This is a genomic window from Mesorhizobium sp. B2-4-18, assembly GCF_006441385.1.
GTDB classification, from domain to species: Bacteria; Pseudomonadota; Alphaproteobacteria; order Rhizobiales; family Rhizobiaceae; genus Mesorhizobium; species Mesorhizobium australicum.
This window is the reverse complement of the sequence record NZ_VFUW01000011.1, coordinates 21,968-36,943: the sequence shown is the minus strand read 5'-3', so window position 1 is coordinate 36,943 and position 14,976 is coordinate 21,968. Positions and strand designations below refer to the sequence as shown.

Annotated in this window: 9 protein-coding genes; 2 read left to right on the top strand and 7 right to left on the bottom strand. The window is 66.2% G+C overall.

All coding sequences use genetic code 11. From position 1 onward, the window contains the following. The first annotated feature begins 23 nt into the window (after positions 1–23). Together accD and FJ527_RS23700 are read left to right on the top strand one after the other, a co-directional pair. On the top strand, positions 24–950 hold the full coding sequence (gene accD, locus FJ527_RS23705) for an acetyl-CoA carboxylase, carboxyltransferase subunit beta (RefSeq protein WP_015314369.1): 927 nt from the start codon (positions 24–26) through the stop codon (positions 948–950). Between the two features lie 165 nt (positions 951–1,115). Then, complete coding sequence (locus tag FJ527_RS23700) at positions 1,116–2,441, top strand: folylpolyglutamate synthase/dihydrofolate synthase family protein (RefSeq protein ID WP_140824178.1); 1,326 nt, start codon at positions 1,116–1,118, stop codon at positions 2,439–2,441. A gap of 229 nt (positions 2,442–2,670) precedes the next feature. Here FJ527_RS23700 and FJ527_RS23695 read toward each other — a convergent pair whose 3' ends face one another. The 7 genes from FJ527_RS23695 to FJ527_RS23665 form a co-directional block, all read right to left on the bottom strand. Beyond that, a complete protein-coding gene (locus FJ527_RS23695) occupies positions 2,671–2,952 on the bottom strand; it encodes a cupin domain-containing protein (protein WP_015314367.1) in 282 nt (93 codons plus the stop codon). Between the two features lie 132 nt (positions 2,953–3,084). Continuing rightward, positions 3,085–3,408 (bottom strand): thioredoxin, encoded by a 324-nt coding sequence (trxA, locus tag FJ527_RS23690; RefSeq protein ID WP_140824177.1) that lies wholly within the window; start codon positions 3,406–3,408, stop codon positions 3,085–3,087. Between the two features lie 74 nt (positions 3,409–3,482). After that, positions 3,483–6,989 (bottom strand): double-strand break repair helicase AddA, encoded by a 3,507-nt coding sequence (gene addA / locus FJ527_RS23685; protein WP_140824176.1) that lies wholly within the window; start codon positions 6,987–6,989, stop codon positions 3,483–3,485. Beyond that, complete coding sequence (gene addB / locus FJ527_RS23680; RefSeq protein WP_140824175.1) at positions 6,986–10,120, bottom strand: double-strand break repair protein AddB; 3,135 nt, start codon at positions 10,118–10,120, stop codon at positions 6,986–6,988. The genes addA and addB overlap by 4 nt, the downstream gene beginning before the upstream one ends. Beyond that, positions 10,117–10,839: a nucleotidyltransferase family protein gene (locus FJ527_RS23675; protein ID WP_181166463.1), complete on the bottom strand. Its 723-nt coding sequence runs from the start codon at positions 10,837–10,839 to the stop codon at positions 10,117–10,119. Before FJ527_RS23675 ends, addB begins: the two co-directional genes overlap by 4 nt. A gap of 2 nt (positions 10,840–10,841) precedes the next feature. After that, positions 10,842–12,353 (bottom strand): tRNA (adenosine(37)-N6)-threonylcarbamoyltransferase complex ATPase subunit type 1 TsaE, encoded by a 1,512-nt coding sequence (tsaE, locus tag FJ527_RS23670; protein WP_140824173.1) that lies wholly within the window; start codon positions 12,351–12,353, stop codon positions 10,842–10,844. Between the two features lie 8 nt (positions 12,354–12,361). Further along, positions 12,362–14,902, bottom strand: a complete 2,541-nt coding sequence (locus FJ527_RS23665; protein ID WP_140788548.1) for a PAS domain-containing sensor histidine kinase — start codon at positions 14,900–14,902, stop codon at positions 12,362–12,364. Positions 14,903–14,976 lie beyond the last annotated feature (74 nt).

The window sequence follows — 14,976 nt, the reverse complement described above, 5'->3', positions numbered from 1 at the left end:
TCGTCAGGACAGGAGCCGAAGCGATGAACTGGATCACCAATTACGTTCGCCCGAAGATCAATTCGATGCTCGGCCGGCGCACCGACATGCCCGAGAATCTCTGGATCAAGGATCCCGAGACTGGCGAGATGGTGTTCCACAAGGACCTGGAATCCAACCAGTTCGTCATCCCGTCTTCCGGCCATCACATGAAGATCTCGGCCAAGGAGCGGCTGAAATTCTTCTTCGATGACGGCAAGTACGAGACCCTGGACAATCCCAAGGTCATGCAGGATCCGCTGAAGTTCCGCGACGAGAAACGCTATGTCGACCGGCTGAAGGACGCCAAGGCCAAGACCGGCCTGGAAGACGCCATCATCAATGCGCTGGGGACCGTCGAGGGCTTGCCGGTGGTGGTGACGGTGCAGGATTTCGCTTTCATGGGCGGTTCGCTCGGCATGGCTGCGGGTGATGCCATCGTGCATGGCTTCGAGGTCGCCTTGCAGCGCAAGCGGCCGTTGATCCTGTTCGCCGCCTCCGGCGGCGCGCGCATGCAGGAAGGTATTTTGTCCCTCATGCAATTGCCGCGCACCACGGTTGGTGTCGATAGGCTGAAGGAAGCCGGCCTGCCCTACATCGTCGTGCTGACCAACCCGACCACCGGCGGCGTCACCGCCTCCTATGCCATGCTGGGCGACGTGCACATCGCCGAGCCCGGCGCGCTGATCGGTTTTGCCGGGCCGCGTGTCATCGAACAGACCATCCGCGAGAAGTTGCCGGACGGCTTCCAGCGCTCCGAATATCTGATGGAGCATGGCATGGTCGACATGGTGGTGTCGCGGCTGGAGCTGCGCGAGACCATCGCCCGCCTGTTGAAGATGCTGCTCAAGATGCCGGAAGAGCAGAAGCCTCTGGAACCAGAAATCTTGCCGCCGGCCGTGGTTGCCGCCGAAGTCCGGCCGCAAGCTTGACGCTACATCGACATGACGCGAGACTGGCCTGACGTGAGACTGGCCTGACGCGACATTGGCCGCCGCGAACAGCGATTGCGCGGCATCCGTTGCACGCTGTAGCCTTTTGATAGCCGTGGTCTTTGCGGGAGCGATTCTGGCTCCAGGCCATGCACGGGATTTGCCATGACGACGCTTGCCGCGGACCGCGAAATCGAAGCCCTGATGGCGCTTCACCCGAAGGGTTTCGACCTTTCGCTCGACCGCATCACGCGGCTGTTGGAACGGTTGGGCAGTCCGCAGGACCTGCTGCCGCCGGTCATCCACATCGCTGGCACCAACGGCAAGGGTTCCTGCGCCGCCTTCTCGCGGGCGCTGCTGGAAGCCTCCGGCCGGCTCGTCCATGTCCACACTTCTCCGCATCTGGTCAGCTGGCACGAGCGCTACAGGCTGGCCGCCGAAGGCGGGGGCAGGCTGGTCGACGACGACATCTTCGCGGAGGCCATTGCCCGCGTTGCCAAGGCCAATGCAGGCCAGAAGATCACCGTCTTCGAAATTCTCACCGCCGTCACCTTCATCCTGTTTTCGGAACATCCGGCTGATGTCGCGATCATCGAGGTCGGTCTTGGCGGCCGTTTCGACGCCACCAATGTCATCGCGCGGCCGGCTGTGTCGGTGATCATGCCGGTGTCGATGGACCATGAGGCCTATCTCGGCGACCGTGTCGAACTGATCGCCGCCGAAAAGGCCGGGATCATGAAGCGTGGCTGCCCGGTGGTCATCGGCGCGCAGGAAAGCGAGACGGCGCTGCAGGTGCTGATCGACGCCGCCGAGCGGCTGGAATGCCCGACCCTCGTCTACGGGCAGGATTTTCTCGCTTTCGAGGAAAACGGCCGCATGGTCTACCAGGACGATGATGGGTTGATGGATCTGCCGCCGCCGCGGCTGCCCGGTCGCCACCAGTTCGCCAATGCGGCCGCCGCGATCGCCGCGGTCAAGGCGGCCGGCTTCGAGATCAGCCACCGCGCCGCCGAGAAGGCAATGACCAACGTCGCCTGGCCGGGCCGCATGCAGAAGCTGGCGCAGGGCCGGCTGGCGGAACTGGCGCCGAAGGGCGCCGATATCTGGCTCGACGGCGGCCATAATCCCGGCGCTGGCGTCGTCGTCGCCGAAGCGCTGGCCGAGCAGGAAGAAAAGAACCCGCGTCCGCTCTTCCTCATTTCCGGCATGATCAACACCAAGGACCAGGCCGGCTATTTCCGCGCCTTCAAGGGCCTCGTCCGGCATGTCTACACCGTGCCCGTGAGCATGAGCGATGCCGGTGTGCCGAATGACGAACTGGCGATCCGTGCCACGGAAGCCGGGCTGACGGCCGAGCCGGTAAGCTCCGTCGCCAGCGCCCTGATGCTGCTGCGCGACACCTGGGACGGCCCAACGCCGCGCATCCTGATCGGCGGGTCGCTCTACCTGGCCGGCGCGGTTCTCGCCGAGAACGGCACGCCCCCAACCTGAGGCCGTCCATCGCCTCGTCATCCCCCGGCGTAGCGAGGAGCGAAGCGAAGCAGCACAGACCCCAGGAACCGCGACTTCAAAGCGCCGCAGCGGTGCGGAATTTCCTTCCGCTGTATTCGTCGATGGCCGTCACAGCATGGATACCTGGGCCTTCGCGACGGAGCTTCGCTCCTGCTTCGCCCTGGTATGACGAAGTTAGGGAGGTCTCGCTCAGCGTCAGAGGTGCCGCTTACTTCAGCTCAATCTCGATAAAAGCGTACTCGCCCTCATTGGCGCTGACGACGTCGTGTTCCACTCCCTCCTTGCGGAAATACGGCGCGCCTTTCTTCATCTCGGCGAAGGTTTCGCCGTCCTTGGTCACCAGCTTCAGCTTGCCGTCCATCAGCGGCACCACGACATAGTCGTGGCCGTGGCGATGCCAGCCGGTGTTGTCGCCCGGTTGAAAGCGGTATTCGGTGACGATGACGCGTTCGTTGTCGATGAAGACGGTGGCCTTGGCGGATCCGGTCATTTCTCTCTCCCTGCTTCTGCTGTCAACAGAGGACATGGAGTGGCCCGATGTGAGGGCCAGAGCGGCGCACCGATGACGCCAACAAAAAGCCCGGCGCGATGGCCGGGCTCAATGCTTGGAATTCAGATGGGATCAGGCGAGATTGCCGTTGACCCAGTGCGACAGTGCGGTCTTGGGCGCGGCGCCAACCTTGATGTCGGCCACTTCGCCGCCCTTGAAGATCATCAGCGTCGGGATCGAGCGCACGCCAAACTGGGCGGCAAGCTCGGGATTCTCGTCGATATTCAGCTTGGCGACCTTGACCTTGGCGCCGAGCTCGGTGGCGATGTCCTCAAGCGCCGGTGCGATCATCTTGCAAGGGCCACACCATTCCGCCCAGAAATCAACCACAACCGGCACCTGGGCATTAAGCACGTCAGCCTGGAAATTGTTCTTGTCGACCTTGACGGTGGTCATGCTGAAATCCTTTCGAAATTTTTCGTCCCACCAAATGTGGTGGTTGTCGCGCCCTTCTTCAAGCAGTTCTTGTGTCACGCTCCCGTGAGTCGGGCAAGGGCGTCGTCCAAGGCCCGGGACGGCAGTTCGATCAGCCTTGGCGCTTCGGTGAACAGCAGGACTGCCTTGACCTCCCGTCCGGGATAAAGCGGCTGCAGCAGGGCGCGATAGAGCGCGAGCTGAAGCAGATAGGCCGGCGGGACTTCCGCCAGGGAGGCGGGTGCGGGCCGGTTGCTCTTGTAGTCGACGATCGAGACCGCGTTCGGGGTCACCGCCAGCCGATCGATCTTGCCCGAAATGGAGCGGATCTTGCCCTTGACCTCCAGGCTGCCCATGATCGCGACCTCGGCGCGCGAGGAGGGCGCGAACAGCTGACCGAGGCCGGGGTCGGCAAGGATGGCGATGACCGATGCCAGGGCCTTTTCACGCTCGGCCTCAGGCCACGCCGCACCCGTTCGGGAGAGATAACGCTTCGCAGCGTCCACCCGTGCGTCCTCGGCGATGCCGGGCAGCATCTGCAGCAGTTTGTGCAGGGCGAGCCCGCGCAGCACGGCAAAACCCGGCTCGGCAGCGGCGTCCAGCACCGGCGACGCCTTGTCGACCACCGCTTCCTTGCCTTCCTCGATCAGCGCCGAGGCGCCCGACGGCGACAGGGGACGCGGCAGGTCCTCGAAAGGCGGCAAGGGCCTGAACAGGGTCGTCGGCAAGGGTCCGAAAGCATCGGCCTGCCGTGCCTGTTCGCCCGGACTTGGCGCAACCGGCGGCAGTTTGGTGATGTGGAAACGGTAGACAGGCTCCCCGCCGGCAGGATGCGGACGCTGTTCGCTTTCGGGCGCGCCGCTCAGCGCGCGGCTGACGATCGAATGCCATGTGCCGGCGTTCGGCGCCCGCTTGCCGTGATAGCCGCAGACGATAAGCCGGTCCTCGGCGCGCGTCATGCCGACATAGAGCAGCCGGCGGTACTCGTCGTCGGCGAGTTCGCGGGCGCGAGCGGCGGCCGTCTTCGAGAAGCCGTTGGCGACGTCGCTGGCCGAACGCCAGAGATAGCCCCTGCCGTCCCAATGTCGGCCAGAGCCGTCGAAAGGCATCAGGCGCGGTAAATGCTGGTCGCTGAACGGGGCGGAACCGCCGTCGACCAGGAACACCACGGGCGCCTCCAGGCCCTTGGCCGCGTGCACGGTCATGACCCGGACCTCGTCGCGGGTCTGGTCCATCTCGCGCTTGATCTCGGGGCCGGCGTTTTCCAGTGTCGACAGGAAGGCTTCCAGCCCGGGCAGGCCGGTCCGCTCTTCGGCAAGGCAGAAGCTCAGGAACTCATCGAGAATATCGCCGGCTTCCGGCCCGAGCCGCGCGATCATCTTGCGGCGTACGCCATCGCGCGCCAGCAGGGCGGCATAGAATTCGAACACCGGCTTGAAGGCGGCCTCGTCAGCCCAGCCGTCGAGTTGCGCGACGACCGCCGCGAGCGTTTCGCTTTCGCCGGCATGCTGGCGCAGCGATGCCGCCAGCGACACGCCGGGCGGCCGTTGCGCGGCGAACGTGAACAGTGTCTCTTCCGGCAGGTCGAAGACCGGGCTGCGCAGCAGAGCGGCGAGTGACAAGTCGTCCTGCGGCTGGATCAAAAGGTGGCCGAGCGCGATCAGGTCCTTGACGGCAATATGGCCCGACAGGCTCAGCCGGTCGGCGCCGGCAACCGGGATGTCGCGGCGCTTGAGCGCGCGGGTCAGCGCGTGGACGAAGCTGTCGCGCTTGCGCACCAGCACCAGCACGTCGCCCGGCCGCAGCCGCTTGCCACGCCCCTCGATGATTTCGCCCTTGCCGATCCAGCCGGCAATGGTGACCGCGACGTTCTCGGCGACCCGCACCGCCGGCGCATGGGCATGGTCGATCGCTTGCGCCCAGTCGTCGGGCTCGTCGACGGCCTCGGCACCGATCGACGGCCAGACCTCGACATAGCCTGGCGCATCGGTGCGGATCGCCTTGTGGTTCAGTGGATCGGGATCGTGGCTGATGCCGCGCCGCACGATGGGATCGGCAAAGACCCGGTCGACGGCGGCCAGCACATCGTCCGTGGAGCGGAACGACCAGGTCAGCTTGAGGTCGGCGAAGGACGCTTCGGCATCGCGCACACGCCCGGCGAATAACAACCGGCTGTCGGCGAAGGAGTCGGGTGCCGCACCCTGGAAGGAGTAGATCGACTGCTTCTCGTCGCCGACGGCAAAGACCGTGCGGTGGACCCGCTCGCGGGCGCCGAAGCCGGCAAAGAATTCTTCCGCCAGCCGCTTCACCACCTCCCATTGATCCGGGCTGGTGTCCTGCGCCTCGTCGAGCAGGATGTGATCTATGCCCTGGTCGAGCTTGTATTGCACCCATGGGCCGGCATCGGGCCGCGCCAAAAGATTCACCGTGCGGGTGATCAGGTCGTTGAAATCGAGAAAGCCGCGGCCGCGCTTCAGCACTTCGTAGCGTGCGATCAGCCAGTCGGCGATGGTCAGGGCCGCGCGGGTGCCCTCCAGCATCCGGAATAGCGCCAGCCGGTCGACAGTCTCCATGATGGCGCTGGCGGCCGACAGATAGCGCTCGGCCAGCTCAGGCAGCCGGTCGGTGAGCGCCTTTTTGAACGCCCTTGCCGGATCATAAGGATCGCCGTCGGTCTTGAGGAAGGCTCTTGCAAGCAACTGCAGCCGGCGGAGAGGGTCGCTCTCGGCGAAGGCCTGGCGCGCATAGGGCAGGATGTTGTTCAACACCGACCTGGCGTCGGTGGCTTCGGCTGCCTGGGCAAAGCCGGCAAAATAGTCCGGCAGGAAACCAGGCAGCGGCCATACAGATGCCGCTATGCCTTCGGCGGTCTGGCCGGGCTGGAAATGGAATTCATCGAACAGCGGCTGGAAGCCGTCACGCCCGACAGCATCGAGGAAATGGCGCAACCCGTCACGCTTGCGCACGATCTCGCCAAGCAAGGCGTCGAGACCGGCTTCACCGCCGCGTTCCAGGACAGTGGCGAAGGCCTCCGCCAAAGTCCTGTCGCCGGCGGCGGAGATCATCTCGCGGCGCGCAGCGGCAAAAAGCGAGGCCTCCATCTGGCTGTCGAGCATTTCGAAATGGGCGGGGATGTTGGCTTCCAGGGGGAACTGATGCAGGACGGATTCGCAGAAGGCGTGAATGGTCTGGATTTTCAACCCGCCAGGCGTCTCCAGCGCCTCGGCGAACAGGCGGCGGGCACGGCGCATGGTGTCGCGATCGGCCCGGCGCCCTTCCAGCGCCTCTATTCTGGCGGCCAGCTCCAGATCACCCAGCGATGTCCATTCCGACAGCGTGGAGAAAACCCGGTTCGACATGTTGGCGGCCGCGGCGCGCGTATAGGTCAGGCACAATATCTTCGAGGGATCGGTGCCGTTGAGCAGCAGCCGGATGACGCGCTGGGCCAGCACGTGCGTCTTGCCCGATCCCGCATTGGCCGACACCCAGGCCGAATTGCCGGGATCGGCGGCCCGGGCTTGGCTTGAAGCCGTATCGCTCGGGATCGGATAGGCTTTCTTCATGCCTCCCCTCCCTCATCCCCGGCGTCGCCGCCGGCGGACCATTCGAGCACGCGGGCGAGGTGGTCGTAATCGCCATCGGTTTCGCCTTCGCGAAACGGCAGCGCGCGCGACAGATAGCCGGTCGCCGGGTCGGCATAATGGATCAGCAGTTTTTCCAGCCGCGCCCAGGCCTCTTCGGCAAGATCGGCGGCGGTGCGTGGTTGGCGGTTGTGTTCGAGTATGGACTCCTCGAACACCTCGCCATTCGGCTTCAACCTGATGAAGGCCAGTTGCGACGGTTCGCGCGTGCCCAAATCCTTGAATGCGCCACGCCTGAGCAGCGCCCCTTCCAACGCCAGTTGCGGCGCCAATAGCGTATGGGCCTGTGCCTTGGAAGGCGATGAGCCCGTCTTGTAGTCCAAAATGTCCGCCATGCCGCCGGCCAGCAGGTCGACACGGTCGGCATAGCCGGACAGCGTTACGCCGGACTGTCCGACCACAGTCTTGCCGGCGCGCTCCTCGGCATGCCGCTGGATGACCGCGTCGGCGCGCGTTCGCTCCCATTCGATGATGTTGGCGGCGAGCTTTTCGAACCGCGGCCACCACACCGCCTCGACATCGGCCGGAAGCGCCGCCTCGGCAAAGCAGGCGCGGCCGGCGGCGATGAGCCCGGCCAATGCGTCCGGCGCGCGCGGGTCGGCCACCTCGGACGAAAAGAGATGCAGGACGGCGTGAAACAGCGTGCCGCGCTCCGCCGCACCCGGATCGCGGACGAGCGGATCGAGCGGCGTCAGGCCAAGGATCCTCCGGGCATAGACAGCGTAGGGGTCGCGGCGCAGCGTCTCGATCTCGGTGACGGAGAAATGCGTCGGGCGGACCGAGAGCGGTGGCTTCGGCTGCGGCCGTGGCGCGAAATCCCGCTTCGGCCCCGTGTCGAGCGCGCGCGCCCAGGCGAGCAGCTCATCGCCGCGCCGGCGCGGTGCCGCCGCCTGATCGTTGCCGATGAAGGTGAGCAGCCGCTGCAACCAGCGCGACGGCACGGCGGGCGCGTCGCCGGCACGCGCCGAGCGGGCCAGCACCACATGTCTCGCGCCCATGGCCATCTGGAAATCATGCGCGGCAAGCCCGATGCGCCGCTCCGGCGGTTCTAGGTCGATGCCGGTCTTCATCAGCCGCGACATGAAGCGGTCGCTCTCCGGCTTGCGCGGCCAGACCCCTTCGTTGAGCCCGCCAATTACCAGCGTGTCGACATCCTGCAGCCGCGCCTCCAGGGCGCCCCAGATGGCGATGTTCCTGTCGGTGCCTTGCGCTGGCTTGATGGTCTCGGGCGCGATCAGCGCCTCCATCACATCGGGCCATTCGATTGCCGCGAACGACAGCGGCGCCGAAGCCGCGACCAGCCCGCGCAGCAGTTCGGCGAGTTTTTCGCCGGCATCGCCGGCGTAGAGTTCGCCAAGACCACCGTCGGCGGAACGGCCGAGATTTTCCAGGGCAACGACGCTGGCTTCGACCAGCTCGGCAAGGCCGGCCTCCGCCTGGCCGCGAAAGGCCGAAAGCGGCGCCAGCGCGTCAGCCAGGCGTGCGAGAAGGGTCCGCGCAACCTCAATGGAGCGCACGGTCAGGCGGGCAAACCAGAACGGCGGCCGGCTGCCGTCGCCTAGCCCGGTGAGGCGGGCCTCGAAAAGATCCGGCAGCGAAGCGATGTCGGGGCGGCCGGTGCCGCCGCGCAGCGCCACCAGTTCGACCAATTCCGCCGCGTGGCGCACGTTGACCCGTTCCAGACCCAGGCCAAGCAGGGGATGCTTGAGCAGCGCCAACAGGCCGACCGGATCGCCCGGCCGGAACACCGCTTCGAGCGCCAGCCTGAGCAGGCTGGCCGCCGGCGTGTTGGACAGCGGCGTGCCGCCGGAATCGTCGGCAACGACACCGAAGCGCTTGAGCTCGACCGAGACGCGGCGTGCCAGCGCGCGGTCGCCGGTCACGAGAGCGGCCCTTTGGCCGGGTTCTTCCACTGCCTGCTTGAGCGCGACGGCGATCGCGACGGCTTCGTCGCGCTCGCTTGCTGCCTCCAGCAGCGTCACGTCGGCGAAAGCGCCGGCGATATCGGACGCTGAAAACCCGTTTCGTGTTTCCGCCCATAATTCCGTGGTCTCGGCCGGCCGCAGCGCCTCGCCGACAAGGGCGGCGCGGCGCGCGAGCTTCGGCTCGGCCGCACCGATCTCCTCGACATCGCCGCGCAGCACGCCGACCTTGCCGATCAGCTTTGCCAGGCCGTATTGCGGATGGCCCAGCACGGCTGGACGTGCACCGGGAGCGACGAGCGCCTGGAAGGAGGCTTCGTCGAGCATCTTGTCCAGCCCGGGCAGCACGATGGCACCGCCGGACAGGCCGGCGATGGTCGCAAGCAGTTCCGCCGTGGCGGGTATGGAGCCGGTGGACCCCGCGGCTATGACCGGCCCGGCGGGTGGATTGCGCCGTAGCCGCGCCGCCTCGGCACGGATCAGGGCGCTGCGATGCGCGGCTGGGTTGGAGCGGTCGCTCTCTGCGAGGAATTTCGGCCAGGCATCGGTGACGATGCCGAGGAATTCGAGCGTGACCTGCCACCATCCGGCAAGGTTGCCACTGACGAGCCCGGCAAGTTTGGCCCAATCGGTGCCTTCCGTCTCGATCTCGTCCATCAGCCCGGCCAGATCGCGCGCCAGCCAGATCGCGTCGGCGGTGGAGGCCGGGACGACGATCTCCTCGGCGAAGAGGGCCGCGACATGGGCGGGCAACCGGCGTTTCCACGCCCGCACCAGCGGCGTCAGCAGCAACAGTCTCTCGGTGGCGGGGATCGCGGGCGCGAGATCGATTGCCGCCGTTGGATCGGCCTCGAATGCGGCCTCATCCTCGTCGAATTCGCCGAGCGGCCGGATCACCGGCAGGATCGCCGAACCGCCGCCGCCACGCGCCTTCAGGCTGTCGACGAAGACGCCGCGCAAGGCACGAGCGGCCCGGCGCGTCGGCACATAGATGGTAACATCGGCCAAAGCGAGGGGGTCACCGTCGAACCGAAAGCCGGGGACAAGGCGGCCGTCAAGCAGCGCCTCGGCCAGCGTCGGCAGAAACGGCGCTCCGGAGGGAATGGAGAAAACGCGGCTTGAGCCGCTCATTGCGATCCGATGAGTGCGCCGGCCACTGCGTCTTCGGCGAGCGGAATGGCATCGGGCGTGCCGACGGTTATCCAGTGGCCATGCATCGGCATGCCGAACAGGCGGCCGCCGGCAATCGCCTTGTCGAAATAGGCATTGAGCGAATGCGGTTCGGCGGGTGCGTTTTTGAACAGGCGCGGATGGATGATCGCGGCGCCGGCATAGATCAGGCCAGCGGGATCGCCTTTCGAACGCCGCAGGGCACCATCCGGCGCCACCAGGAAATCGGTGCTGCCACAGTGCCCTGTCGCCTGATGGAGATCCGCCAGCATCAGCAGAATATCCATTTTCGCGGCGTCCCATGCAAGGGCAAGCCGCCCGAGATTGAGCGGGCCGTGGTCGATCCAGAATGTATCGGCGTTGAGGATGTAGAACGGCTCCTGGCCGAGCTCCGGCAGCGCCTTGACGATGCCGCCGGCGGAATCGAGCAGCCGGTCGCTCTCATCGGAAATGACGACGCGCGGCGCGCGGCGCGCGGCCACATGAGCGACGATCTGTTCGGGAAGGTAATGGACATTGACCACCGCCTTGCCGACGCCGGCCGCCGCCAGGCTGTCGAGGCCCCAGTCGAGCAGCGTCTTGCCGGCGATGCGGACCAGCGGCTTGGGGATGGTGTCGGTGATCGGCCGCATGCGCTTGCCGAGCCCGGCGGCCAGGACGATGGCGGTGTCCGGTTTCATTGTCACAGCGCTCGTTCCTCCAGCAGCCCGTGCGCGCTATAGAAATCCCGCAGGTCGGCGAGCGCGGGATGCGACAGCGCCCGCCTGAGATAATCGCGGATGCGCGGCAGGTGCCTGAGATAATAGGGTTTGCCGTCACGTTTTTCGAGGCGCACGAAAATACCCAGAATCTTGGAATTGCGCTGCGCGGCCATGATTGCATAGGCTTCGAGGAAGCTTTCTTCGTCGAAGCCGCCTGCTGCATGACGCGCGGCGACATAGGCGTCGAGCGTCCGCTTCTCGATCTCGGGTGCCATTGTGACGCGAGCGTCCATGGCGAGCGAGGCGACGTCATAGGCGCAAGGCCCGATCAGCGCGTCCTGGACGTCGACGATGCCGAGCCGGTCGAGGCCGGACCGCTCGCCGCGCCAGATGATGTTAGGCGAGTGGAAGTCGCGCAGCATCAGCGTGTATTCGCTGCCTTGCAGCCCGTCGAGAAGCGCATTCCATATCTTGTGGTAGCCGGAACGCAGCGCCTCGCTTGCCGGCTCGCCCGATATCGCCGGCACGTACCAGTCGATCAGCAGGTCGGCCTCGATCAGCATGGCGTCGCGATCGAAGGGCGGCACGTCATGAACGACGCCGGGAGCCGCCTCCATGCGGTGAGGCCAGGCCTTGCCGTGCATCATGGCAAGCAGTTCGGCCGCCGCCTCGTACCGTTCGGCGACCGGCTCGCCGTTGCCGTCGAGGAAACCTTCCGAGCCCAGATGCTCGAGCAGCAGGAAACCCTGGTCGAGATCCTGCGCGTCGATCCTGGGCACCGCGACCCCGGCGGCCAGCAGCGCACGGTCGATGGCGACGAAGGCGGACACCGACTGCGCCGTATGGGCGATCACGGCATAGGGTTTGCCGTCGCGCACGGGCGGGCCGAGTACCAGCCGCGGCGAGTTCATCAGCACGCGCGGCGCCTCGCCGGCAAGCGTTACGATCTCGTAGGAGCGGGCCGAGGCATCGCCGATGAAGTGCCGGCGCCGCGCTTGCCCCCAGCCGGTGCTCTCCAGAAAGCCGCGCATGGCCAGCGAGCGCGCCATACGGTCGAAGGTAGCGCCTTGCCCCGACAATCGGGCCAGCCGGCCCTCGCCATGCTGGACGAGTTCGATCAGCACCGTCGCCTTGGGCAGGTAGCCGTCAGCCCGTTCAGGCCATTCGATCAGGGCGGCACCTTGCGCCAGCGACTCCTCGAAGCCGAGTTCGTCGAGCTCGGTCGCCGAGGACAGGCGGTAGAGATCGAAATGGTGAACCGGCACGCGGGTATCGTAGCTCTGTACCAGCGTGAAGGTCGGGCTCGGCACTTCGAGACCGGCGTCGTCGGCCAGCGCCCGGATCAGTGCCCTTGCCAGCGTCGACTTGCCGGCGCCGAGATCGCCCTTGAGCGCCAGCACGTCGCCCACGCGCAGCGCCAACGCCAGATCCTCGCCCAGCCGGGCTGTCTGGGTCTCGTCGGCGAGCAAACGCTCCAGCACCGGTTCCGTCATCGAGCGCGCTACTCGGCCGCTGCGCGGATACCCGGCATGTCGGGAAAGGTGCAGATGACGGTCGTGCCCTTGTCCTTGCCGGTTTCGATGCGAACGGCGCCGCCATGCAGTTCGACAAAGCTCTTGACGATCGACAGGCCGAGGCCGGCGCCGCGCCGGCGGCCGCCATTGGCGCGCGGTTCGAAGCGGCGGAACACCGAATCGAGCACATCGGGCGGCATGCCAGGCCCGTCGTCGTGAACCGAGAACTCGACCCCGTCCGCCAACTGACGGCAGGCCAGCCGGATGGTGCTGGCCTCCGGCGCGTAGTTGGCGGCGTTGCTGAGCAGATTGTAGAGGATCTGGCGGATGCGCGTTTCGTCGCCATGGAACGTCTTCGGCGCGGCGGCGGCATCGACCGCGAGCCGGATCGAATGCTCCTCCAGCCGGTCGGCGACAAGCTCGGCGGCAGCCGCGATGGTGCGGTCGACATGCACCTCGGAAATGTCGAGCTGCATGATGCCGGCATCGACGGTCGCCAGGTCGAGTATGTCGTTGACGATGGTCAGCAGCACCGAGGAGGACGAGCCGACATGTTCGACATACTCGCGCTGCTTCTGCGTCAGCGGGCCGGTCGCCGGCAGCGACAGCAGCTCGGTGAAGCCGATGATGTTGGTCAGCGGCGAACGCAGTTCGTAGGACACATGCTGGACGAAGTCGTTCTTGAGCTGGTCCGATTTCTCCAGCGCCTCGTTCCTGTCCTTGAGCGCACGTTCGACATGAACGCTGTCCGTGACGTCGACGAAGGTCATCATCACCTGCCCGTTGGGCAGCGGAATCACGGCGTAGCGCAGCACGGTGCCATTGTTGAGCTCGGTCTGGCCGTGGCGCTCGCGGCGCTCGTCGTCGAAGCCGGTGATGGCGGCGACAAAGCCGGGCCAGGGGCTCTCGACCGCCTGCCGATCTGAGAGCTCGCGTATGGTCGATACGTGCACATTGGGCTTGGCGACTTCCGTGCCCAACCCCCACAGCGTGGCAAAGGCCGGGTTCGACAGCCGCAGCCGGCCGTCGGGGCCGAACACCGCCACGCCTTCGGCCAGATTGTCGAGCGTTTCGCCCTGGACCCGGACCGCGGTGCGGTAGCGGCTTTCGAGATCCATTTTCTCAGTCAGGTTCTCGAACACCCAGGTGACGCCGCCCTTGGGTTGCGGGTTGGCGACGACGCGGATGGTCTTGCCGTCCGGCAGGTGCCACCAGTGTTCCTGCGATTCGACCGCTCGATAGGCGCCGAGCAGGCCTTCCTTCCAGCGGCGCCATTCCGGCTGTTCGGCGATCTTGCCTTCGCTGCGCAGCCGGTCGAGCAAAAGGGCGTTGTCGGGCGCGCTGTGCAGGAAGCCGCTGTCGAGCCCCCACAGTTTCTGGAAAGCCTGGTTGAAGAAGCGCAGCTTCTCGTTCGTGTCGAAGATGGCGACTGCCGTGTTGAGCTGATCGAGCGTATCGGCATGGCTGCGCACGGTCCGCTCATATTCGCCGCGGATGACCTCGATGGCGCTGGTGTCGCAGGCAAGGCCGGCCGAACCGTCGGCGCCGGCAAAGTCGGTCACGGCAAACACGCGGCGGTCGCCTTCGATCACCGTCGAAAGCGATTGCTCGAACACCGGATGCGATTTGTGCTGGGCGGCGATGGCCTCGCGGGCCTGGCCGCCGAGGAATTCCTGGGCGTCACGCACGGCGGCTTCAGCGTTCTCGGCTTCGACCGCGTCGGCATAGGCCCGGTTGACCCATTTCAGCCGGCCATGCTCGTCACGCAGCCATGCCGGCATCTTCAGCGCCTCGAGCAGGCCGATCATCGTGTCATGGTCGGCGGCCAGCCGCTGGTTGTCGATCTTGAGCCGGGCCTGGCTGCGCTGTGTCTCGGACAGCGAGACAAACCGCACCAGCACATGGGCCGCGCTCTTTCGGCCATGCACTTCCAACGGAGCGCCGGCCTGCGATTCCACCACCAGGTCGAACGCCCTGCCTTTTTCCCGCAAACCCGTCACGGCATGTTCGAGTGCCGCCGCCGAGCGCGGCATCAGCCAGCGCCCAAAGGCTAGGAATGCGGCCCGTTCCTCCGGCGCTCCGCTTTCGGTCGGCAATGTGCCGATGAGCTCGGGTTTCTTGTTTTCCGAGGCCCAGACCACCACACGCTGGTCGCGCAGATTGAGCAGCGCTTCCGAACGTCGCAACGCCGCGCTGATATCGGCGACGCGGCTTCTCAGCTCGACATTTTCCGCCGAGGTGCGCGCGCGTTCGCGAATGAGAACGATGGCCGACAGGAATGCCGCTCCCATCACTCCGGCAAAGACGGCTAGCTGCATGACCTCGATCGTGCTGACCGAAAGGCTGGCCGCCACTTCGGCGCCTTGGGCGCATGCAACCCCACCAAGCAGCGGACCGGCAAGTGTGGAGCCGGCAAGCAGCAGCCCCGCGCGGCCACGCCACGAAGGGCGCCGCGAGCCAGTGGTCTCCGAATCCTGATGGCCGCCGGAAACGGCCTGTCCGGCGTGAAGCGGGTTTTCCCCCGGCATGTCTTGGTCCTCTTCGCCGCCTGAATGCAAGACCGCCCTGACGCGTGCGCCGGTCCTCGCCCCTGGACCCGCGA